The 23,335-nt window shown below is 37.0% G+C and carries 19 protein-coding genes; 10 read left to right on the top strand and 9 right to left on the bottom strand.

Annotated elements, in window-relative coordinates; all coding sequences use genetic code 11:
* Positions 1 to 887 precede the first annotated feature (887 nt).
* Genes rpsR through rpsF form a run of 3 tightly spaced genes read right to left on the bottom strand, consistent with a single transcriptional unit; the run spans position 888 to position 2,002 of the window.
* On the bottom strand, positions 888 to 1,124 hold the full coding sequence (rpsR, locus tag H541_RS0104295) for a 30S ribosomal protein S18 (RefSeq protein ID WP_022796111.1): 237 nt from the start codon (positions 1,122 to 1,124) through the stop codon (positions 888 to 890).
* 37 nt (positions 1,125 to 1,161) lie between these two features.
* Positions 1,162 to 1,668, bottom strand: a complete 507-nt coding sequence (gene ssb, locus H541_RS0104290; RefSeq protein ID WP_022796110.1) for a single-stranded DNA-binding protein — start codon at positions 1,666 to 1,668, stop codon at positions 1,162 to 1,164.
* A gap of 34 nt (positions 1,669 to 1,702) precedes the next feature.
* A complete protein-coding gene (gene rpsF, locus H541_RS0104285; protein ID WP_022796109.1) occupies positions 1,703 to 2,002 on the bottom strand; it encodes a 30S ribosomal protein S6 in 300 nt (99 codons plus the stop codon).
* Positions 2,003 to 2,357: 355 nt separating this feature from the next.
* Between rpsF and H541_RS0104280 the strand changes: the two genes are divergently transcribed.
* The gene (locus H541_RS0104280; protein WP_022796108.1) at positions 2,358 to 3,227 is read left to right on the top strand and encodes a VOC family protein; all 870 of its coding nucleotides are present in this window, start codon (positions 2,358 to 2,360) and stop codon (positions 3,225 to 3,227) included.
* Between the two features lie 151 nt (positions 3,228 to 3,378).
* On the opposite strand, the gene gyrA is transcribed toward H541_RS0104280, so the two are convergent.
* The 6 genes from gyrA to dnaA all read right to left on the bottom strand — a co-directional run bounded on the left by gyrA (position 3,379) and on the right by dnaA (position 12,343).
* A complete protein-coding gene (gyrA, locus tag H541_RS11535) occupies positions 3,379 to 5,997 on the bottom strand; it encodes a DNA gyrase subunit A (protein ID WP_022796107.1) in 2,619 nt (872 codons plus the stop codon).
* Positions 5,998 to 6,074: 77 nt separating this feature from the next.
* Positions 6,075 to 8,012, bottom strand: coding sequence for a DNA topoisomerase (ATP-hydrolyzing) subunit B (gyrB, locus tag H541_RS0104270; protein ID WP_022796106.1), 1,938 nt, complete (start codon positions 8,010 to 8,012; stop codon positions 6,075 to 6,077).
* On the bottom strand, positions 8,009 to 9,139 hold the full coding sequence (gene recF, locus H541_RS0104265; protein WP_022796105.1) for a DNA replication/repair protein RecF: 1,131 nt from the start codon (positions 9,137 to 9,139) through the stop codon (positions 8,009 to 8,011). Before recF ends, gyrB begins: the two co-directional genes overlap by 4 nt.
* The gene (yaaA, locus tag H541_RS11530) at positions 9,130 to 9,417 is read right to left on the bottom strand and encodes a S4 domain-containing protein YaaA (RefSeq protein ID WP_022796104.1); all 288 of its coding nucleotides are present in this window, start codon (positions 9,415 to 9,417) and stop codon (positions 9,130 to 9,132) included. Before yaaA ends, recF begins: the two co-directional genes overlap by 10 nt.
* A gap of 219 nt (positions 9,418 to 9,636) precedes the next feature.
* Positions 9,637 to 10,827 (bottom strand): DNA polymerase III subunit beta, encoded by a 1,191-nt coding sequence (gene dnaN / locus H541_RS0104255; RefSeq protein ID WP_022796103.1) that lies wholly within the window; start codon positions 10,825 to 10,827, stop codon positions 9,637 to 9,639.
* 193 nt (positions 10,828 to 11,020) lie between these two features.
* Complete coding sequence (dnaA, locus tag H541_RS0104250; RefSeq protein ID WP_022796102.1) at positions 11,021 to 12,343, bottom strand: chromosomal replication initiator protein DnaA; 1,323 nt, start codon at positions 12,341 to 12,343, stop codon at positions 11,021 to 11,023.
* 720 nt (positions 12,344 to 13,063) lie between these two features.
* On the opposite strand from dnaA, the gene pbp4 reads away from it, so the two are divergent.
* The 9 genes from pbp4 to H541_RS0104205 all read left to right on the top strand — a co-directional run bounded on the left by pbp4 (position 13,064) and on the right by H541_RS0104205 (position 22,999).
* Complete coding sequence (gene pbp4 / locus H541_RS0104245) at positions 13,064 to 15,046, top strand: penicillin-binding protein PBP4(5) (protein WP_052168259.1); 1,983 nt, start codon at positions 13,064 to 13,066, stop codon at positions 15,044 to 15,046.
* Between the two features lie 392 nt (positions 15,047 to 15,438).
* Complete coding sequence (gene abc-f, locus H541_RS0104240; RefSeq protein WP_022796100.1) at positions 15,439 to 16,938, top strand: ribosomal protection-like ABC-F family protein; 1,500 nt, start codon at positions 15,439 to 15,441, stop codon at positions 16,936 to 16,938.
* Between the two features lie 168 nt (positions 16,939 to 17,106).
* On the top strand, positions 17,107 to 17,241 hold the full coding sequence (gene rpmH / locus H541_RS0104235) for a 50S ribosomal protein L34 (protein ID WP_022796099.1): 135 nt from the start codon (positions 17,107 to 17,109) through the stop codon (positions 17,239 to 17,241).
* Positions 17,242 to 17,301: 60 nt separating this feature from the next.
* Positions 17,302 to 17,661 carry a ribonuclease P protein component gene (gene rnpA, locus H541_RS0104230; protein WP_022796098.1) on the top strand — a complete coding sequence of 120 codons (360 nt, stop codon included), beginning with the start codon at positions 17,302 to 17,304 and terminating at the stop codon, positions 17,659 to 17,661.
* The gene (locus tag H541_RS0104225) at positions 17,654 to 18,469 is read left to right on the top strand and encodes a YidC/Oxa1 family membrane protein insertase (protein WP_022796097.1); all 816 of its coding nucleotides are present in this window, start codon (positions 17,654 to 17,656) and stop codon (positions 18,467 to 18,469) included. The genes rnpA and H541_RS0104225 overlap by 8 nt, the downstream gene beginning before the upstream one ends.
* A gap of 79 nt (positions 18,470 to 18,548) precedes the next feature.
* A complete protein-coding gene (gene jag / locus H541_RS0104220) occupies positions 18,549 to 19,436 on the top strand; it encodes an RNA-binding cell elongation regulator Jag/EloR (RefSeq protein WP_022796096.1) in 888 nt (295 codons plus the stop codon).
* A gap of 233 nt (positions 19,437 to 19,669) precedes the next feature.
* A complete protein-coding gene (treP, locus tag H541_RS0104215) occupies positions 19,670 to 21,130 on the top strand; it encodes a PTS system trehalose-specific EIIBC component (protein ID WP_022796095.1) in 1,461 nt (486 codons plus the stop codon).
* A 49-nt stretch (positions 21,131 to 21,179) separates the two neighbouring features.
* Entirely contained in the window at positions 21,180 to 21,923 is a 744-nt protein-coding gene (gene treR / locus H541_RS0104210) for a trehalose operon repressor (RefSeq protein ID WP_022796094.1), read from the top strand.
* A 215-nt stretch (positions 21,924 to 22,138) separates the two neighbouring features.
* A complete protein-coding gene (locus H541_RS0104205; RefSeq protein ID WP_022796093.1) occupies positions 22,139 to 22,999 on the top strand; it encodes a helix-turn-helix domain-containing protein in 861 nt (286 codons plus the stop codon).
* Positions 23,000 to 23,335 lie beyond the last annotated feature (336 nt).

The following is a 23,335-nucleotide window of genomic DNA, read 5'->3' as shown; positions in this document are numbered from 1 at the left end:
TTGTCATCACTACATAAGTACTGCATAAGTTATTTCATTATCTTCTTATTCATCAGGTTTGCATTTAAATATGATAAGTAGCTATAAAATCGATTTATACTGTCAAAAAAGTAGGGAACTAGCACTTCTTTTTAAAAGTTGTTTCTAAACAGTTACACTAACAGTTATCTACTATACGTTTTAATCGGATTTTCAATATTTTGTAAAATTGGATTTAAGCTCCAACTCAAATAGTTATTTATTAGAAGTATAATAGGTGGCAGCTATATTTGAAGATGTGGAAGAATCGAAATGAAAGTTGGAAAGGGTAGAGAAGTTAAACTCACAAGGAAAGATACAATCGAGGAAAGGATCTGTTGTTTATAATCGATTGAATTTGTTACTACTTTTAAAATCATTATGATTGTGTTAACCAGCAAAATTATACTTACAGACATATAGTAATCCTATAGTCTTAACTGTTAGTAACTTTACTAGATACTGTGGATATGTTTCACATGAACCAATATTTCTAATAGTTATCAACATGTTTACAATAATTTATTTTCTACTTATCCTAACCAGCTACATGATTCTATACTTAACTTTTAACTGACTGTGGATATCTTGTTAACAGAATCATAAAGTCTCAGTTGTCAACGATATTTACACATCATTATTCTTCTATGGAGCACAAGATCTTGCTGTTCTATTACTAATTACATACTGACTTTATTTCAAGTATCACTTTTATATAAACTTATCCACAAAAAAACAAGTTATCCACAAAATGTAGAAAACTTGTTCGTTATATATTCTATATTGTATATAAAACGTAATTCATTTATTTGCTATTTTCTAGTGACAATCTATAGATTAAATTGTCATATAATAGACTAAACAGACGTTTAGTCAGCACTTGTAAATGGAAGTAATCCCATTACGCGTGCTCTTTTGATTGCTATTGTTAATGGACGTTGATATTTAGCACTTGTTCCTGTAACGCGACGTGGTAAAATTTTACCTTTTTCAGAAATGAAGCGTTTCAATAATTCAACATCTTTATAATCGATATAATCAATGTGGTTAGCAGTGAAGTAACATACTTTACGACGTCTGCGTCCACCTCTACGTGGTCCTGGCACAAAAATCCCTCCTTACAGATATTCTTTCAGTTAGTATTTAGAATGGTAAGTCATCATCAGAAATATCTATAACATCATTGTCATTAGATGAGAAAGGATCGTTTGAGAATGATTGTTTCGCTGAATTGTTTTGAGATTGATAATTGGTGTTGTTATTGTTTTGATATGAATTTTGAGGTCCATCATTAGATGCACCATCGCCAGCTGGTCTTTGTTCAGTAACTGAACGTGATTCTAATAGTGAGAAGTTTGAAGCTAATACTTCTGTTACATAGACACGTTGACCTTGTTGGTTTTCATAATTTCTAGTCTGTATACTTCCTTCGATCCCAACTAATGAACCCTTACGAGTAAAATTAGCAAAGTTCTCAGCTGCTTTACGCCAAAGGACACAATTGATAAAATCTGTTTCGCGTTCACCGTCACGATTCGTAAAACTACGATTGACTGCTAGCGTGAATGATCCAACTGCTGTGCCATTAGCCGTATAGCGCAAATCTACAGGTTTAGTTAAGCGACCAACTAATACAACATTATTAATCATTTAATTCACCTTTCCTTTTGATGACTAAAAGTTATTAATTAGGTAATTTTACGATCATATGACGTAAAATATCATTATTGATCTTTGCTAGACGCGCAAATTCATCAATAGCTTCTGAATCTTCATCAGTTAATGTAATTAAATGATAGATTCCTTCACGAAAATCATTGATTTCGTAAGCTAAACGACGTTTTGCCCAGTCTTTAGATTCAATAATTTCAGCACCATTATTCGTTAATAACGCATCAAAACGTTCTACTAAATCTTTCTTAGCAGCTTCGTCAAGGTTAGGACGAACGATATATAAAATTTCGTACTTCGATTGTTGACTCATGTCGACTGTCACCTCCTCTTGGACTTATGGCTTTCTATTCAAATAGAAAGCAAGGAGAGTTCTCTTAGTAGAGTACTCACATTGACTAATTATAGCAAGGATCCAAACTCATAGCAATAATTTGTTAAAATAAATCGACTAGTTGGTAAAGCGATATAATTGAGTGAGTGTTATTATTCAAAAATCTCTTACTTAACTGGGTAGTTTTCCGAGAATAACTATTTGACTTACAATAAGTAAGTATTGTAGACTATCATTGTCAGCTTACTTATTTGTTGAAATATGTATCCTGAGAGAATAGTTGAATTTTATTTTTATGGGCAATAAATAATTTAGAATAGTAGAGGAAACTAATATGACACAATTATATCAAATTGATTCACAAACACATCCTGGAAGAATTTCTTTAAATATAAATAATTTAGCAGAGATGGTTGAATTTTATCAAACAATCATTGGTTTATCTCTTGTAAGAGAAGAGGATGGTAAGGCATATTTTAATACTGGAAATAATTCTCCAATCTTACTTGTTTTGAATAAATTGGATATTCCTTCAGAAAGAAAAGCAACCACTGGCTTATTTCATGTTGCTTATCTTTTACCAACTAGGAAAGATCTCGGTAACACTTTAGCAAGTCTAATCAGAAAAGAAGCACCTTTACAAGGTGCTTCAAATCACGGCTATAGTGAAGCAATCTATCTTGCTGATCCAGAAGGAAACGGTATTGAAATTTACCGTGACCGCCCAATTTATGAGTGGGATATAAAAGAAGACGGTACAATCAAGGGTATTACTGAAGCTATGGATGCTGATGGTGTTTTATCCTCAAGAGATGATAGTACAGACAAATTTCCAAAACAAACAACTATTGGGCACGTACATCTGTCTGTCGCTGAACTGAATAAAACGCAGGATTTTTATGCAACTATATTAGGTCTTACACTTAAAGATACCTATGGCTCACAAGCAAAGTTTTTTGCAGCTGGTACTTATCATCATCACATTGGCACAAATACGTGGGGCGGAGTAATCGAACCTCCTAAAGATAACGATTTAGGGCTAAATTACTTTACAATTGTTGTTCCATCGACTAGTGATATTGCAGAACTTACCAACCGATTAGAAACAGAACAAACTTCTTTTACAACTGATCATGATGGTCGTTTGATTGTAAAAGATCCGAATGGTATCACACTAAAAATTGAAACTGAGGAACAATTTTAAAATTTTTAAATTGATTAAGACTCAAAAAGGAAGAGATCGTTCACTGCATCAGTGAACGATCTCTTCCTTTATTTATAAATTTTTTATTGATTAGTATCTATTAATCACTGATTAGTATCTATTAATCATTGATTAGTATCTAGATCTTTGATTAGTCTTCATGATCAAAATGATCTTTATCTTTTTTATGACTTGTTAAATTGGAATCGTCCATAGCTCGATCAATCAATTTATCTAAACTCGAATCAGTAACTTTTTCATTTGATTCACTGAGCTCACCACTTGATTCAATTTCGTCATCATTATCATTTGTCTCGTTTTCTTCAGGATCTGGTTCGATAACAGCAACGGCTGAAAGCACTGCTTCTGGATCTAACCGAATAATCTTGACACCTTGTGTCGCTCTACCGGTCAATGATACATCTGTCACATGACACCTAATAACTGTTCCTTGGTTCGTTACCATTGCAATATCTTCATGACCATCAACACAACGAATGGCAACGAGTTCTCCATTCCGTTCAGTCAATTGGATAGCTTTCATCCCCTTACCACCGCGACGATGGATTGAGTATTGGTCACTACTTGTTCGTTTACCATAGCCCTTATCTGTAACAGTCAAGATATCACAAGGTTCATTAAACGAATCCATTCCAATTACAACATCGTCTGCGGCGAGGTTGATTCCTCTTACACCAGCAGCTGAACGTCCCATTAAACGAACATCAGATTCCTTGAAAACAACTGATAATCCCTTACGAGACGCAATAATCATTGTATCAGATCCTGTTGTCAGACGAACTTTCATCAATTCATCATCATCACGTAAGTTGATTGCCCGAATACCGTTAGCGCGAATATTTTGGAAATCGCTCATTGGCGTCCGTTTGATAACACCTTGACGTGTCGCAAAGAAGAGATTGCTATTATCAGCCTGTAATTCTCCGACATTAATCATCGTTTGGACTTTTTCATTATGTTCGATTGGTAGTAAGTTTACTAGTGGTAATCCCTTAGCTGTCCGACCATATTCTGGAATTTCATAACCTTTGATTTTATAGACTTTACCCGTGTTGGTAAAGAAAAGAATCGTATCATGAGTAGAACAAGAGAACATCGTCTCTACAAAGTCGTTGTCATGGATACTAATTCCTTGAACACCACGACCACCACGTTTTTGTGTTCTAAATTCATCATTAGATAAGCGTTTGATATATCCATTATGTGTCAAAGTGATCATCACATTATCTTCTTCAATCAAGTCTTCATCCTCTAGACTCAATACTTCACCAACTAAGAGTTCTGTTCGGCGATCATCACCGTATTTATCGCTAATTTGTTGCAATTCATCTTTGATGATTTCAAACCGTCTTTGTTCACTCTCTAAAATAGCCGTTAACTCTTTGATTTGAGCCATCAAATTGGTGTGCTCAGCATCGATTTTTTCCCGTTCTAACCCGGTCAACCGAATCATTCTCATGTCAAGAATGGCTTGTGCTTGAACATCACTTAACCCATAATCTTTCATGAAAATTTGTTTCGCTTCTTCACCTGTTTTCGAACTTCTCAAGATTGTGATGATCGCATCAATGTGATCAAGAGCTGTTTGCAATCCTTCTAGAATATGAGCCCTTGCTTCAGCTTTTTTCTTATCAAAAGCAGCCCGTCTTCTAACGACTTCTTCTTGGTGTTCAAGATAGTATTCTAGAATTTCTTTTAGAGATAATGTCCGCGGTACACCTTTGACGATGGCTAACATATTGAACCCAAATGATGTTTGTAACGGTGTTAGCTTATACAGATTATTGATCAAAACATGTGCACTAACATCACGTCTGACATCGATAACGATCCGCATACCATTACGGTCGGATTCATCGTTTAGATAAGTGATACCTTCAATTCGTTTATCCCGATGTAATTCAGCTATTCTTTGGACTAGTTTAGCTTTGTTGACCATGTAAGGTAACTCAGTGATAATAATACGTTCTTTATCATTTTTACCAACTTGAATATCAAGTTTAGCACGGCAGATGATACTCCCTTTACCAGTTTCGTAGGCTCTTCTTATACCAGATTTACCTAACACTAACCCACCAGTTGGAAAATCGGGTCCCGGTAAAACAGTCATCAAGTCTTGTGTCGTCACATCTGGTTTTTCCATCAACATATCTAATGCAGCAATAACTTCTTTTAAATTATGTGGTGGTATATTGGTTGCCATCCCAACAGCAATACCTGTGGCCCCGTTAACTAATAAATTAGGGAAACGAGCAGGTAATACGACTGGTTCGCGTTCACTACCATCATAGTTATCAATAAAATCAATGGTATCTTTATTGATATCTCTTAACATTTCTAACGAAATTTTAGATAAGCGCGATTCTGTATACCGCATTGCTGCAGCGCCATCTCCATCAATTGAGCCAAAATTACCATGGCCATCAACTAATGGATAACGGTAACTGAAATCTTGTGCCATCCGCACCATGGATTCATAGATAGCACTATCACCATGGGGATGATACTTACCCATAACATCTCCGACGATACGCGCAGACTTTTTATGAGCTTTGTCAGGTGTGACACCTAACTCATTCATCCCATAGAGAATACGCCTATGAACAGGTTTCAGGCCGTCTCTCACATCAGGTAGTGCCCGTGACACGATAACACTCATCGAATATTGTAAAAATGACTTTCGCATCTCAGTTGATAATTCAACAACAGGTTTTGGTGAATTATCAGTTAAGTCAACTTTATCGACCATTTAAACTCTCCTTTTTTTCTTTTCACTCGCTATGTAGTAACGAACGAGTTGTTTGATTGAAGCCAGTCGTCTGGTAATCAGATATCTAAATTGTCGACGTAAACGGCATTATCTTCAATGAACTCTCTTCTTGGTTCAACGCGATCACCCATCAGCATATCAAGGACTTGATTAGCTTCTTCAGCATCTCCAATATCAACTTGAGAGAGATAACGATTTTCAGGATCCATAGTTGTTTCCCATAATTGCTCTGCGTTCATCTCTCCAAGACCTTTGTAACGATTAATCAATGGTTTAGGCGTTTTTGGTAACGTTTTGAGCAGTTCTGTCAACTCTTCATCACTATTCAAATATTCTTCGTTTTTACCTTGCTTAACCTTATAAAGAGGTGGCTGTGCAATGTAAAGATAGCCCTTTTCAACAATAGGTCTGAAATAACGATAGAAAAGAGTAATCAATAAGGTTTTGATATGAGCACCATCAACATCAGCATCAGTCATGATAATGACTTTATGATATCTAGCTTTGCTGACATCAAAATCGCCACCAAAACCTGTTCCCATAGCAGTAAATAAAGATCTGATTTCTTGATTCGCTAGTATTTTTTCAATGGATGCTTTTTCAACATTTAATATTTTACCTCTAATAGGCAAGATAGCTTGAAAATGTCTACTCCGTCCAGTTTTAGCAGAACCACCGGCTGAATCACCCTCTACAATGAAGATTTCATTGATAGAAGGATCATTACTAGAGCAATCGGCTAGTTTTCCTGGTAAATTACTGATTTCAAGACCACTTTTCTTACGTGTGACCTCCCGAGCTCTCTTGGCTGCAAGACGCGCTTTGGATGCTAATAGACCTTTGTCGACGATTTGTCGAGCAATCGTCGGATTCTCCATCATGAAACGATCAAAATGGACACTGAATAAGCGGTCTGTGATGGTTCTTGCTTCAGAATTTCCTAATTTGGTTTTCGTTTGCCCTTCAAATTGTGGATCCGGATGTTTGATTGAAAGAACCATTGTCATTCCTTCACGAACATCTTCACCAGATAAATTGGCTTCGTTATCTCGCATCAGGTTGTTTTTACGTGCATAATCGTTGATAACACGCGTCAAAGCTGTTTTTACACCTGCTTCATGCGTTCCGCCTTCATAGGTATGGATATTGTTCGTAAAACTCATCAAGGTTGTTTTATAAGTATTGGTATATTGTAAAGAGACTTCAACTAAGATACTGTCTTGTTCTCCTTCTAAGTAGATAGGCTCATCAAACAAAACATCAACGTTTCGGTCTAAATAAGAGACGTAACTCTTGATACCACCTTCATAGTGGAACTTTTCTGAGACAGGTTCTTCACCTCTTAAATCAGTTAGGGTCAGATTTAATCCCTTATTCAAGAATGCCAATTCTCTCACTCTTGTCATTAAGGTGTTGTAGTCAAATTCAGTTGTTTCTTTGAATATTTCCTTGTCCGGAATAAAATGAACTTTGGTCCCATGTTCTGTTGTTTCGCCAACTTTTTTTAGATCATATTTGACGACACCACGTTCGTATTCTTGTTGGTAAATAATACCATCTTTAAAGACTTGAACAGTCAATTTGCTTGATAGAGCATTAACAACTGAGGCTCCTACACCATGCAGACCTCCTGAAACTTTATAACCGCCACCGCCAAACTTTCCTCCGGCATGTAAGATTGTAAAGACTGTTTCAACTGCAGGTCGTCCTGTATGTTGTTGGATGTCTACTGGAATACCACGACCGTCATCTAACACAGTGATGCTATTATCTTTATTGATTGTGATCATGATTTTAGTTGCGAATCCTGCTAGAGCTTCATCAATCGAGTTATCGACAATTTCCCACACTAAATGGTGTAATCCGGTACTACTAGTTGATCCGATATACATTCCTGGTCTTTTACGAACAGCTTCAAGACCCTCAAGGACCTGAATCTGACTCGCATTATATTCATGAGCTAATTCTTCTTTGTTCTTATCCACTTCACTCATTCGATATCACACACTCCATTTATAATTCTTCCATTTGAGACAGTAAAAATTGTCGGTTTGACAATTAGTTGTTTTTTGATTCCTGTGATTGAGGTCGTCGTCAAAAAAGTTTGAACGCGATTTTCAATCGTTTTTAGTAGCAAGGTTTGTCGCATATCATCTAATTCAGACAAAACGTCATCAAGTAAAAGGACGGGATATTCTCCCGTTGCGTCGTAAGCTAACTCGATTTCCGCTAACTTCAGACTCAAAACTGTTGTCCGTTGTTGTCCTTGCGATCCAAATTTTTGAATATCTATCGCGTTGACAATACATGAAAAATCATCTCTGTGAGGTCCATAATTCGTTGTTTCTCTCTCAATATCATGTTTTTCATGCTGCTTTAACTTCTCTAATAACCTGTCATAAAGAGTAGAGATAGTATCTTCATTGGTGATCGTAATCCCACTAACATAACGCAAAGCAAGAGATTCTTTTTGATCCGAAATCTTATAATGAATCGGTTCAGCAAAGCCTTCAAGTTTTTTTAAAAAGTGGTACCGCATAAACAGAATATGCGATGCACTCTTAACAAGTTGCTCTGTTAGAACAGTCAAATACAATTTGTCTGTTGCAACTTTCCGATTAAGCTGTTTCAAATAAGCATTTCGTTGCTTTAGGAGTGATTTATACGAGACACTATGGTGCAAATAAAGTGGGTTCAACTGACCGAGCTCTCTATCGATAAATTGTCTCCTAGCTAGAGGAGAGCCCTTGACCAACGCCAAATCTTCCGGAGCGAAGAGAATCACGTTCATTTGCCCAATATAATGACTTAAGCGCGATTGCTCCAAATGATTGATTTTTGCTACTTTTCCTTTAGAAATAAACTGAAGAGAAAGAGGGATCTTGCCTTGTCTCCGAACCAATTCTCCGCTGATATAAGCTGCATCATTACCCCAACTAATCAACTCTTTGTCGTTGTTTGTACGATGACTTTTAGTCATTGCAAGCGTATAGATAGCTTCAATCAAATTGGTCTTTCCTTGTGCATTTTCGCCTAATAAGACATTGATCCCAGAACTCATTTCAAGATCAATAGACTTATAGTTACGGTATTGCATTAAATGCAATGCTTTTAAATACATGTATCTTCACTCTGTGGACCAGTCTGATTGTCAGAATCATCCTTTGTTTGATGCGATAACTCATGTTTTCGAATCAAGAACAATCCATGATCGATAATTTCGACTTGGTCGCCGGGGTATAATTTTTTTCCCCGTCTTTGTTCGATTTCTCCATTTAAAAGGACAGCATTCGTTTGCAGATACCATTTTGCAGCACCACCTGTACCTACTACAGAAACTTGCTTCAACAACTGTGTCAATGTAATGTACTCGGAATCAATAGGTACGATTTCTGTCATACGTCATCTCCCCCCTCTGAGCAATAAGTTTCCTTATTATTATACCGTTTTTGGAGGTTAATAACAACGTATGGCGCGTATAAAAGCGTATAAGCAATTTTACAACTTTTCAATAGATTTGATTTACACCAAAAAAAATCGCTAAGAAAGTATCTAAATGCCTCTCTTAGCGATTATCTCATTTTTAGTTAGACTGTATTGACTCAAAATGGACCAGCATCAATTTGTTCTAATAGGAGTGATCAAATGGATAAATTGTGCCTTATCTATTGGGTCTTCACTCTTAGGCGTCATATAGAATGGACGAGTGGATGCGATAAAGTTAAGAACGATGTCACTACCATCAAAAGTTTTTAGAGCAGCTTTTAAGTAATCAGGGTTAAAGGTAATCGTGATGTTTTCACCAGTAACAGCTTCACATTCTAGTTTTTCTGTGACATTTCCCATTTCAGAAGCATAACTAGATAACTCCACGTTACCATCCATGATTGTTAATTTAACAGCATTATCATCTTCATGATGCGCCATTAATGATGCTCTGTCTGTTGCTTGTAATAACTGATTAGAGTTGATTGTGATGACTGAATTCGATGATTCTGGAATTAAACGATCGGTATCAGGATAATTTCCTTCGAGTAAACGGGAATAAAGATTGAAATGCGTAGTTTGGAATAAAATTTGATTTTCAGAAATCATCAAACGAATATCTTCATCATCTTCGATTGTCCTGATCAATTCTACCAATGACTTACTAGGAACGATAACATCATAACCATCTTCGTCATCTTCGCTAAGCGTGTTAACACTATCATTAGATTCAGTATCTGATACTGATTCGTCTAATTTAACAATCCGTTGACTTAAGCGATGAGCATCTGTAGCCACAGCTTTAACACTTTGTTTAGTTATCGTGAAATGTACTCCAGTTAAGATAGGTCTCGACTCTTGCGTCGATACTGATACGATTGTTTGATTTACTAACTGTTTGAATAAGGCGCCACTAAGTTCAATACTTTCTTCTGTATTAATTTGAGGGAGGTGTGGGTAGTTTTGAGCATCGATTCCGAATAATTCAACTCTAGCTTGATCAGAAACGATTGAAACCTTGTTATCATCCTCTAAACTCAGTGAGACCATTTTTCCAGATAGTTTCTTGATAAAGTCAATAAAGAAACGTGCAGGTAAAACAATAGCACCAGTTTTTTCCACTAATAATTGAACGCTTGGATCACTGACTTCAAGATGCGCTTCAATGGAGAGATCAGCATCACTCCCTGTTAACCATAATCCCTCTCTCGTCACATCGATTTTTAAACCTGTCAATATAGGGATAGTTGTACGTTGTGCAATTGCTCTTTGGACTGTATTCAAGATTGAGATAAAAGCAAGACGATTGATTGAAAATTTCACGATTAGATGAGCTCCTTTTTCAGTTCTAATGTATTGCGTAATTGTAAATATATATATATAAATAAAAAATAGTAATAGTAGTAGGGCCTGTGGAAACTGTGTAAAACTTCATTTTAACTTAGACATTCCTGTTTTCAGTCTGTGGATAACTTGAGGAGTAATCTGGGGAGAAGTCAGTCAGTTATCCACAGCTTTATTTTTTGAGTTCTGCCACTAAGTTGTCCACATCACGACTTAGCTTGCTATCTTTTTTTAAGGCGTCAGCAATTTTATCATAAGCATAGATCACAGTGGAATGATCTTTTCCACCAAACTCATTTCCAATTTTTGGAAAGGACTCGTTGATGAGTTCTCGACAGAGGTACATAGCAATCTGTCGTGGAATAACGATTTCTTTATTTCGTTTGCGATCTTTCAAATCCTGGGTCGTCACGTGATAGTAACTGGCAACTTTCTTTTGGATATCAGTAATTGAGATTGTCACTTTATGTTGATGAGGCAATAATGTCTTGAGTGCCGCAGCAGCAAGGTCTACGGTGATGTCCTCACCCATTGTCGTCGCGTAAGCTTGGACGCGTGTTAAGGACCCTTCAAGTTCTCGAACGTTTGAATCAATCTGACCACTGATGTAATAAAGAACATCATCAGATATTTCTAGTCCAATGGCCTCAGCCTTTTGATCCAAAATAGCGATACGTGTCTCAAAATCTGGTGGGGTAATGTCAACTGCTAGACCAGATTTGAAACGAGAAACGAGCCGTTCTTCTAGGTTTCTAATTTCCTCAGGAATTCGGTCACTAGTTAGTACGATTTGCTTTTGATTATTGAATAATTCATTGAAAGTATGGAAGAACTCTTCTTGCGTACTTTCTTTATCTGCAAAAAATTGGATATCATCGACCATTAATAGGTCAAGATTGCGGTATTCATCACGAAATTCATCCGTTTTATTTGTTCGAATTGCCTTTACCAGATCATTTGTGAAGGCTTCACTCGTCACATATTTGACTCTGGAGTCTGGTCGAAGAGATAACATCAAGTTACCGATGGCTTGCATCAAATGCGTTTTTCCAAGTCCAACACCCCCATAAAAGAATAAAGGGTTGTATATATTACCGCTATTTTCCGCACAGACTAATGCAGCAGCGTGCGCAAATTGATTTCCCTTACCAATGACAAAGTTATCAAAGGTGTAATTGGGATTCAATTGCGAATTTGGTGATTTTGGTAAAAGTGTTGACCGTTTAGTTGATTCTTTTGGAATAGATTCATTAGGAAGCATAACGACAGGTTCTATCTCTCGATGGAGGATGTCATAGGCTGTTTCAACAACCGTCGATAATAAGGAAGAATTCCAATAATCTTTATGAACTTGTGTTGGAACTTCTATATAGATCTTTTTCTGTGTTAAATCAATGGGGCGGGCTTCACCGACCCAGGTGTTGTAACTGATATTGGCTAATTGACTCTTGAGATTGCGTTTCACGGCCTCCCATAATTCATCTTTTTCACTCACATCGCTTCCCTCCCAAAATAAACATATGCATCTCATATTCTAGCAAATGTTTATCCACTTTTCCACATCTGTTAATAAATAGAGAAAAGTTACTCACAACAGGTTTAAAACTTATTCACACCCTGTGGATTAATAAGGTGATTTTGGACTTAGTTAGAGGTTATAAACAGGAACTTGTGCATAAATGTTCTGAACTAATCCTATTGGCACGAGCTTTCATAAAAAATATCCGCTTTTCCACATCATGTGGATAAATTAATATCATCAGCCTGTTAATTTGGGTAAAAAAAGTAAAAAAAGCAGTGGAAAGTGTTTAAACGAAAGATAGTTATACTCTACTTATCCACAGTAAATCTAAAAAGGTTGAGCTAATTGCTTTAAATTATGATAAGAAATAGGGTGTTAACTAGATTGGTTCATCAAACAAATGCTAAACTTTGAGGTATAAAAAGCCATATGGTGTAAATTCATGGGTTAAACAGAAAATAAGTGAAGATTCAGTGGCATCAGCTAGACTTAAGTAAAGTCATTAAAAGTTTTGAAAGTAGATTGTAAAAAAGTAGATTGTGTAGATTGTTAAGAACAGAAAGCGTAAAAGCGTATAATCGTATCATATAGAAGGAACGTGATTGTGTGACAAAGCAAGAGGATAAAGATAAAAAGGTAAATCGTCGTCAAAAAGTAGTTGATCCAACGAAAAAATCTCGTAGATCTCTTTGGATACTAGCAGGTATCCTGACGGTAGTTGTTATTGTCTGTGGTATTTTTGGATTTAAGTATATGGCAGCAAGGTCAGCGTTAAAGGAAAACGAAACCGTCATTTCTGATTTTACACAACGTCTTAGCAAGCAGTCATATGAGGAACTAGGACACTATTTCAATAAAGAAAGTATGGCAGATGCTAACACGTCTGCGGATGCTATCAATGAGCGTTATCAAACGATTTTTTCTGGTATAGAAGCCAATAATATCTCTGTAAAAGATGTGAAAGTTAAAATAAATGACAGTGGTCAATATGAATTTTCCTATTCTTTAGCAATGACAACTTCTTTAGGTAAACTAGAAGATCTCACCTATTTCGGCACCATTACGGATAAATTGATTGATTGGAAACCTGGACTATTGCTTCCTGGTATGACTGGTCGAGATAAAATTTCTGTTTCGGTTCAAAAAGGGATACGAGGGGAAATAACCGATAAAGATGGTAATGGCTTAGCCATCAATAAAGATTTTCAAGAACTAGGTGTTGTTCCGGAAGAATTGGGAGAGGGGGATGAAAAAACAGGTCATATAGAAGAAATAGCTTCTACCTATGATATATCCGCTGATACAATTGAAAAAGCAATAGAACAAAGCTGGGTACAACCAAGTTATTTTGTCCCTCTTAAGGTGCTAAGTGATGAAGAAGCCAAGAAAGAACTCCCAGAAGCAGCAAGAACGCAAGCCGTCAATCAAAGGTATTATCCTCTAGGAGAAGCAGCGGCTCATCTGATTGGTTACGTAGGACAAGTGACTGCTGAAGATTTAGAGGGTGATGATGAGTTGACCAGTGAGAGTGTTATAGGAAAGAGCGGGCTTGAAGCTAGCTATGAGAAAAACTTGAGGGCTCAAGATGGTGGAACGATTGCGATTACTGATAAAGACGGTAATCAAAAAGAAGTTCTCCAACAAATTGAGAAAAAGGATGGCCAAACGATTCAATTGACCATAGATTCGAAAGCACAACAAATTGCCTATGATGAATTAGATGGGGCAGCAGGATCAAGCGTGGTCATGAATCCTACAGATGGTAGCCTAATGGTTTTGACGAGCTCACCAAGTTTTGACCCTAATCTCATGACCAATGGCATCTCTCAAGAAGATTATGACAAGTATAATAATGATCCACTGTTACCATTTACGAATCGCTTTACAAATCGCTATACGCCTGGATCAACGTTTAAAACGATGACGGCCGCAATCGGCTTAGATGCTGGCACTATTAATCCTTCTGACGTTTTAACTATCGATGGGTTGAAATGGCAAAAAGATAGTTCTTGGGGGAATTATATGGTAACAAGAGTATCAGATGTATCTGAAGTTGACTTAGAAAAAGCAATGATTTACTCCGACAATATCTATATGGCTCAAGAGACCCTAAAAATGGGACAAGAAACGTTTATTAAAGGATTAGAAAAATTTATTTTTGGAGAGAAACTTGAGTTACCATTTAGTATGACTCCAGCTCAGATTTCAAATGATGGAACTTTGGACTCAGAAATTCTACTGGCAGACACAGGATATGGCCAAGGACAACTGTTGATCAGTCCCATTCAACAAGCGACTACGTATACAGTCTTCGCACAAGAAGGGAAACTAGTCTATCCAAAATTAGAAGCTGATGCCGAAACGAAAACAAAAGAAAGTGTTATTTCTAAAGAAGCAGCCAATCGTATTTCGGATGACTTGAAAGAAGTAGTTTCTAATCCAAATGGAACTGCTCATGAACTGGCGAGTTTAAACCTGTCACTAGCAGCCAAAACAGGGACTGCTGAAATCAAAGAAAAGCAAGACGAAACTGGTCAAGAGAATAGCTTTTTATTAGCCTACAATCCAGATAACAAAAACTATTTAATGGTGACCATGTTAGAAAATAGAAAAGAAGGTCAAACAGCAACTAATCATAGCGTAGACCTGTTAAAATATCTTAACCAAATAAAATAGACTAATAAACTGTCAAAAGAGAAGGTCTAGATTTGAGGCCTCATTGATCTGATTGAAGTTTACCTAGAGCTATGCTATTCTTAAATTACTAAATCAGAACACGTTTGGAGGGCACTACATTGAAAAACTAACCAATTTGTTGAAGCTGCATATCATTATGATCTATCAAGCTCTGTAGTAGTTATCAAGGACTACTATTAAGGCGACATGGAGGTAGTGTGCAGATTTCTAGGATTGGTGATAAATTCTATGTGGTGGTTCTTCTAAGAAAAATCTGGTGTTCGGTTACGGGATGGTCTTTGTTTTTTACTGTCCTGATAAAAACACCTTGATACGACCCACATGTACTCATCCTAGAAATAGGGTGAGTTTTTTATAAAGGGGTGGGTTAGATGTCGAATATTCAAATCAGAAATTTAACGTTTGGATATGATTTACAAGGAATCAATTTATTTGAAGAAACAGATGTAACCATTGATTCAAGTTGGAAGTTAGGACTAGTAGGGAGGAATGGTCGTGGTAAGACAACTTTTTTAAAGCTACTACTTGGTCAGTTACCCAATAAAGGAAGGATAACGTATCAAGAATCTTTTCGTTATTTTCCACAGCCAATCGCGGACAAGAAACAATTGACGTTTACCGTACTAGAGACTATGGCAGATTTTGAGCAGTGGCAGATTGAGAAAGAACTCAATCTTTTAAAGGTCGATCCTGATGTCTTGTGGCGCCAATTCGATACCTTGTCAGGAGGCGAACAGACCAAGGTCTTACTAGCCTTGCTATTTGTTGACGATGTTCATTTTCCGTTGATCGATGAACCGACTAATCATCTCGATATTGTGGGTAGACAACAGGTAGCTGATTATCTTAAAGCTAAAAAGCAAGGCTTTATCGTTGTCAGTCATGATCGCTTATTTATTGATGAAGTTGTTGATCATATTCTATCTATTGAAAGAAGCCAAATTGTCTTGTATCAAGGAAACTTTTCGGTTTACGAAGACCAAAAGAAACAACGTGATGCGTATGAACTAGAGCAAAATGAAAAATTACAAAAAGAAATCGAACGTTTGAAACAAACCGCTCGTGAAAAGGCAGCTTGGTCAAAAGAACGTGAAGGTGATAAGTACGGTAAGTCTAATCAAAAAGGAAGCGGTGCAATTTTTGACACTGGCTTTATTGGCGCTCGAGCGGCTCGAACGATGAAACGGTCGAAAACGATTGAACATCGTCTTGAAGGACAAATTGAGGAGAAAGAAGGCTTACTGAAAGATATCGAACAGACGGAGTTACTCCGGTTGAAATTTGAACCTACTCATCATAAAAGACTGATAGAAGTTAAGAATCTACAGTTAAGCTATGATGGGAGTCCCTTATTCAAGCCAATCAATTTTCAATTGAACAAAGGAGACCGATTGGCAATCATTGGTCCAAATGGATCTGGTAAATCATCTTTGCTTGCATACTTATTGGGACACTTTAAAGGAACGGCAACTGGTGAGATTGTTAGGCCTGATCGGCTAACAATCAGTCTAGTGCGACAAAACTATGAAGATAATAAAGGAACATTGCAAGCATTTGCGAAAGAACAACAGCTTGATTATCAACAATTACTGATGAATTTGAGACAACTGGGAACTGATCGCTTTGTTTTTGAAAATCGGATTGAAGATATGAGTATGGGACAACGTAAACGTATTGAAATGGCTAAATCTTTAGTAACACCAGCTGAATTATTTTTATGGGATGAACCATTGAATTATTTAGATGTCTTCAATCAAGAGCAACTCGAACAAGTCATTCAGGCAGAAAATCCCACAATGGTAATTATCGAGCATGACGAAGTCTTTATTGAACGAGTGGCGACCAAAAAAGTAATACTTGAAAAACCATGAAATGGTATTCGGGACATTTTCAGTTGTTAGTCACAAAATTTTACGACATCTTCCTAAGATAGCTTGACTTTCATGGTGATTACATCTATAATTTTTAAGACTGTTCTTACATTGAAATTTTGTGAAGATGTAATAACCACCAGTAAATTATAGGAGGTGCATTTCGAGATGAAACGTACGTATCAACCAAGCAAACGTAAACGCCAAAAAGTTCATGGTTTCCGTAAACGCATGAGCACTAAAAATGGTAGAAGAGTATTAGCAAGTAGACGCCGTAAAGGTAGAAAAGTCTTAAGCGCTTAGATCACTGACCGTCTCAGTGGTCTTTTTTTTTGATAGTAGAAGTGTGAAAGTGAGTCTTTTATGAAAAAACGTTATCGAGTTAAATCTGAACGTGATTTTAAACAAATTTTCAAGGTGGGAAAGTCTTATGCAAACCGTCAATTTGTTGTTTACGTCTTGGAAAAGAAAGATCAACAACACTTTCGAGCAGGAATTTCAGTGAGTAAAAAACTTGGAAATGCAGTCGTGAGAAATAAAATCAAAAGACGTATCAGAGAAGGTTTTTTACAGTTGGAGAAACAAATCAAACCAGATGTAGATCTAGTGATTATTGCACGCCAACCAGTGGTGAATTTGCCATTGGAGATGTTAGTCAAAAATATGACACATGTGTTGACTGTTGCGGGTCTACTCATTAAAAGCGAGGATTCTGATGATTAAGAATAAGAAGAAAATAGCATTGTTGATACCTTTGGTACTATTGCTCTCCGCTTGTGGTCGGAGTGATGTCACTGAAAGTAGTACTGGATTCTGGGAAAAAGGTATCATCTATAGTTTCATTAAAATTATTGAATGGTTATCAGCTCTTTTTGGTAATAACTATGGTATGGGGATCATTATATTTACCGTGATCGTCAGCATTTTATTATTACCGTTGATGAAATTTCAATTCAAGACAACACGTGAAACAGCGGAATTACAGCCTGAGGTTGAAAAAATCAAGGCTAAGTATCCTATGTCTGATCGTGAAAGTCAGTTAAAAATTCAAGAAGAAACACGTGCTCTTTATAAGGAAAAGGGTGTAAATCAGTTTGCTGGTTGTTTACCACTAGTCATTCAAATGCCTATTTTGATTGCCTTGTACCAAGCCGTTTCGCGGTCACCAGTTTTGAGAAGCGGTTCATTCTTGTGGATGGATCTAGGGGATCCAGATCCTTATTTTGTTTTACCGGTCTTGGCTGGGATATTTACTTTTTTGACCAGTTGGTTATCAATGAAAGCTCAACCTGTCCAAAATGGGATGACGAAAGGGATGACGTTCTTTATGCCAGTTATGATTGTTGTGATGGCCGTACCGTTAGCAAGTGCTGTTTCCCTGTACTGGGTTGCACGTAATGTCTTCAGTGTTGGTCAAACATTGCTATTGAATAATCCTTATAAGTTGCAACGCGAACGCGAGGAAAAGAAGCGTCTTGAAAAGAAAAGAGAACGCGATTTGAAGAAAGCGTGGCATAACAAAAAGAAATGATCCAAACTAGTTTGAAGTGACCTTTGTATGTTAAAATAATGGTAATGAGATAATCACCTAGCGACAAAGGAGATACACGATGAATTCTAAAGATGAAGTAGTAGTTGAGGGAAGTACAGTCGATCAAGCCATTCAACGTGGGTTGTTGACGATGAATCTTGAATCAAAAGATGTCACGATTGAAGTCTTAGATGAAGGAAAAAAAGGGTTATTTGGATTAGGTCAACGAAACGCAAAAGTGAAATTGACACGTCTCACCTTAGACCCTATTGACGAACCACAAGATATACAATATCAAGAAGTCCAAGTCCTAACGGATGATGTGTTAGATGATGAAAGTGATAGCAGTGATGACAGTGATGACACTACTAATACTATTACTAGTGTTAATGACGACGCGGTTGATGGATTAAAAGAAGAGACTGCAGCATCTGACGCTACTTCTTTAGATCAATCTGATGATCAATCTAAAGAGGATACGGATGAAACCAGTGAGTTTGATCAAGAAAATCAAATATCTGAGGTTGCAGAAGATGTGGCACATTACTTAAGTAAAGTTTGTGAGGTTTATGGTGCACCAAATAGTGTTTCGGTCGTCATCAAGCCGCATCATGTCATCTTCCAGATTGAGTCTGACAAAGCAGGCTTGATCATCGGGCATCATGGTAAGATCATCGACGCACTACAAAATTTAGCACAGGTCATGCTTTTCCGTGATGTGAAGGGTAAACTGTCAGTTCTCGTCAATGTTGGCGATTATAGGGAACGGCGTTATGAGATTTTAAAACGTATTGCTGAAAGAACGGCTAAAAAAGCTATTGAAACCAGACAACCAGTCTTTTTAGAACCATTACCGTCATTTGAACGGAAAATTATCCATGCGGAGTTGAGTCGCAATAACCAAGTTGAGACACATTCAGAAGGAAAAGAACCACATCGCTATCTAGTGGTTGAGGCAGTCGATTGAGCGATAAACAATTGATAAGACCTTTTATCAGTCAATCAAGTTGTTGATTGTGTGATTGAGAGATATTTTATCGAGCTGAGACATATTATGTCTCGGCTCTTTTTGTGTTTCTAATTACTTGCAAGTGAAACCGCTTTACAGATTCACAAAAATTAGCTATACTAGTCTCGTAAGGAACTTGTCTAGACAAGTTATTTATAAAGCCAACTGATTTTATTATAAGGAGGATTATCATGGCAAAAAAATATGAGAAGGATGCGAAAGCACTGGTGGATCTCATCGGTGGGGACAGCAATATAAATGCTGTTACACACTGTGCAACACGGATGCGCTTTGTGTTAAACGATCCAAAGAAAGCAAATGTCGAAGAAATTGAAAAACTGGATGCGGTGAAAGGAACCTTTACTCAAGCAGGACAATTTCAAGTTATCGTCGGTAATGATGTCTCAGATTTTTACAATGAGTTTGTGGCTATCACAGGACACGAAGGCGTTTCTAAGGATGATGTAAAGGCAGCCGCTAAGCAAAACCAAAACTGGTTACAACGTGTGATGACTGTTCTAGCAGAAATCTTTGCACCAATTATCCCTGCAATTATCGCTGGTGGTTTGATTTTAGGATTCCGGAATATTCTGGAAGGCGTTCCATTCAAAGCGTTAGATGGACAAACGATTGTGCAAGTTTCCCAATTCTGGGCTGGTGTGAATGACTTTCTTTGGCTACCAGGTGAAGCAATCTTCCATTTCTTACCAGTAGGTATTACTTGGTCAATTACACGTAAGATGAAAACAACACAAATTCTCGGTATTATTTTAGGTATCACATTAGTTTCCCCGCAATTATTAAATGCTTATGGTGCGGCAGATGCCATTGCAAGTGGCGAAGTACCTGTTTGGAATTTTGGTTTCTTTACCATTGAGAAGATTGGTTATCAGGCTCAAGTTATCCCAGCAATGCTAGCCGGGTTCACCCTAGTTTATCTCGAAAAGTGGTTACGTAAGGTGACACCTCAAGCTATCTCGATGATTGTTGTCCCATTTTTTGCGCTATTGGTGACGATCATACTTGCTAATACTGTATTAGGACCTATCGGTTGGGTTATAGGCCAATGGATTTCCAAGGGAGTTTATGCAGGATTAACAGGAAGTTTCTCTTGGTTGTTCGGTGCAGTATTTGGCACATTCTATGCGCCACTAGTTATAACAGGGCTCCATCATATGACGAATGCTATTGACTTACAATTAGCTGCTGATTTTGGGGGCACACAATTATGGCCAATGATTGCTTTATCAAACATTGCCCAAGGATCTGCTGTTCTAGCCATCTGGTGGTTGCATCGTGGTGATAAAAAAGAAGAACAAATCTCTATTCCAGCCACAATATCATGTTATCTAGGGGTTACTGAACCCGCAATGTTTGGGATTAACTTGAAATATATGTACCCATTCGTAGCGGCAATGATTGGTTCCGGTATTGCAGGACTAATTTCAACAACATTTGGGGTTACTGCGAATAATATTGGTGTAGGTGGATTGCCAGGTTTTCTTGTGATTCAACCAGGTTCTCAACTAATGTTCTGGATCTGTATGGGAATATCAATCGTTGTACCATTTGTTTTAACTGTTATCTTTGAAAAACGTGGTTTCTTAGCTGATAAAGCATTGGATATCAACATTCCATTCTTTAATCATTAATTAACCCACTAGTATCACCAAAATCACTAGTAGTAAAGGGCTGAGGTGGGTGGAAAATAAAGAGTTGAGCATTTTTCATAGCTTGCGGCATACTATTGTTCAGGGAATAGTAAAACCAGATGATATCCTTCCCAGCGAGAATCAATTAGCTGAAAAATACGCGGTATCGAGAGAGACTGTCAGAAAAGCATTAGCACGACTCGTCGATCAAGGGTTGATTATTAAACAACGGGGAAAAGGTTCCATTGTTTTGCCGACAACGCGCTTTAACTTTCCTATTAATGGATTAACTAGTTTTAAAGAACTACAGCAACAACAGCATATTCCATCATCAACAACTGTGATTAAAAACCATTATATAGAGGCACCAGACTTTTTAGTGGCTCAACAGATGGTCAAGCCAAATTCGATGATGTGGCAGATTAAGCGTCAGAGAATTGTGCAAGGAACGCCAGCGATTCTAGATATTGACTATATTATTCCAGATCTAGTACCACAGGCGAGTGATAAGGAGCTTGAGATATCGTTATATGATTATCTTGAAAAGCAACAACAGCTCAAAATCAATTTTGCACAAAAAGAGATTACAGTCGATCAAGCAACTGATGAAGATAGAACATACCTTGATCCTAAGGCGAATCATGTTGTTGTGGTGAGAAGTTACGTTTATTTAGATGATGCTCGGTTCTTTCAATTTACTGAAAGCCGTCATGTGCTAGAACGTTTTAGATTTGTGGATATTGCTCATCGAAATCCTGAAGCGCTCTCTACAAATAAAAGGTATATGAATTAGAAGAAAATGAAATTACCGAAAATTAACAAACGTTTTCATAAACAATGTGTTCTTTGAAGGTGTTATTCCTCAAACAATATGATATTAAGAATAAGAAGCTCTATTTCTAATTAGAAATAGAGCTTCTTTCTTAAAAAGTCTAGATAAAAAGTTTTGCTAAAACGCTTTTTCTGATTTAAAATATCATTATGTGTTTTAGTAAAGGAGTTGAAGCAATGCAGATTGGCAATCGTATAAAGATAGAACGACAGAAGCGACATATGTCGCAAAAGGAGCTTGCTCAAGATATTTGTAGTCAGACCTTGATCTCCAGAGTTGAAAAAGGGGAGATTGGGTTAGGAACTGATATTCTTTACAAAATATCACAGCGGCTTGGTTTGCCAATTCAGTCTTTTTTTAATGAATCAGATATTGCAGATAAAAAGTTATTTGTTCACAATCAACGTCAGATTTTAGCAATGTTATGTGGTCAAGACTATTTATCACTACAAGCAATTATCCAAACCGAGTTAAAAAGAACAGATCTGTCAGAATTAGAAGTTCTGTTTTATCATTGGGTAGATAGTCAGTTAGTCTTTTATATCGATCATGATCATGAAGAAAGTATAAGCCAATTAACAGAGTTGCTTGACAAGGCAACAGCCATTGAAAATCGAAAATTAGAAGCCTTTGTTGCTTATTCGATTGGTGTCATATATACCAAAATAAATGATGAGTTAAAAGCAACCTCTTATTTGAAGCGAGCACAGCTCGTGAGCAAAAAATTAGATGATTTTCGTTTGAATGTTGACATTATGTACCATTTAGGACGAAATCAGCATCTGCTCCACCGCAATGGTGAAGCAATCAAAACTCTAACCGATTGTATCGATCTATTAGTGGCAAAGGAATCGATTTATCATCTTGGAGAGGTACTATACGAACGCGGAAATACCTTGTTCGAAATGGGGATGAGTGAGGATGCGCTTGAAGATATGACAGGATCTCAAGTCGTCTATCGCTTACAACAAAACTCTTCGAATGTCTTCTTCACTAAGGAACGCATTCAACGTATTGAAAGTGATTTAAAAAAATAGTTTGTCAACTGTCAACAATTCTTGAGTGTTCCTTTTCGGTGATTTTTTGGTGACTTTTGATGTTGATAGCTATCGACTGAGTGATGGGTCAAGAAGATAAGGCAGTAGCTAAAAGTAATAGCGAAAAATTGGGAAAGTAGCGTCTAAACGTTGCAATTATGCTTTTTTTCGGTATAATAAAACAGAGTTTTCACAGTCAAAGTGTGTACACTCCCATATAAGGGAGTAGTATGCACTTTTTTTATTGGAAATGGTGCTATGAGTTTTAAACTCTTGTATTCAACAGATAATAAGTATCAAGACAATGAGGCAATGAGATACTGAGTATCAAGAATC

Origin of the sequence: Bavariicoccus seileri WCC 4188 (genome assembly GCF_000421665.1) — a bacterium.
Lineage (GTDB): Bacteria > Bacillota > Bacilli > Lactobacillales > Aerococcaceae > Bavariicoccus > Bavariicoccus seileri.
This window is presented reverse-complemented; position numbering and strand designations above follow the sequence as displayed.

What these genes read in the sequence shown, in the direction of transcription:
- H541_RS0104225 (WP_022796097.1), top strand. Translation starts at nt 17,654, where the DNA reads ATGATTAAGAATAAGAAGAAAATAGCATTGTTGATACCTTTGGTACTA.
- rnpA (WP_022796098.1), top strand. Translation starts at nt 17,302, where the DNA reads ATGAAAAAACGTTATCGAGTTAAATCTGAACGTGATTTTAAACAAATT.
- ssb (WP_022796110.1), bottom strand. Translation starts at nt 1,668, where the DNA reads ATGATTAATAATGTTGTATTAGTTGGTCGCTTAACTAAACCTGTAGAT.
- treP (WP_022796095.1), top strand. Translation starts at nt 19,670, where the DNA reads ATGGCAAAAAAATATGAGAAGGATGCGAAAGCACTGGTGGATCTCATC.
- jag (WP_022796096.1), top strand. Translation starts at nt 18,549, where the DNA reads ATGAATTCTAAAGATGAAGTAGTAGTTGAGGGAAGTACAGTCGATCAA.
- H541_RS0104280 (WP_022796108.1), top strand. Translation starts at nt 2,358, where the DNA reads ATGACACAATTATATCAAATTGATTCACAAACACATCCTGGAAGAATT.
- rpsF (WP_022796109.1), bottom strand. Translation starts at nt 2,002, where the DNA reads ATGAGTCAACAATCGAAGTACGAAATTTTATATATCGTTCGTCCTAAC.
- gyrB (WP_022796106.1), bottom strand. Translation starts at nt 8,012, where the DNA reads ATGAGTGAAGTGGATAAGAACAAAGAAGAATTAGCTCATGAATATAAT.
- recF (WP_022796105.1), bottom strand. Translation starts at nt 9,139, where the DNA reads ATGTATTTAAAAGCATTGCATTTAATGCAATACCGTAACTATAAGTCT.
- H541_RS0104205 (WP_022796093.1), top strand. Translation starts at nt 22,139, where the DNA reads ATGCAGATTGGCAATCGTATAAAGATAGAACGACAGAAGCGACATATG.
- rpmH (WP_022796099.1), top strand. Translation starts at nt 17,107, where the DNA reads ATGAAACGTACGTATCAACCAAGCAAACGTAAACGCCAAAAAGTTCAT.
- abc-f (WP_022796100.1), top strand. Translation starts at nt 15,439, where the DNA reads ATGTCGAATATTCAAATCAGAAATTTAACGTTTGGATATGATTTACAA.
- yaaA (WP_022796104.1), bottom strand. Translation starts at nt 9,417, where the DNA reads ATGACAGAAATCGTACCTATTGATTCCGAGTACATTACATTGACACAG.
- gyrA (WP_022796107.1), bottom strand. Translation starts at nt 5,997, where the DNA reads ATGGTCGATAAAGTTGACTTAACTGATAATTCACCAAAACCTGTTGTT.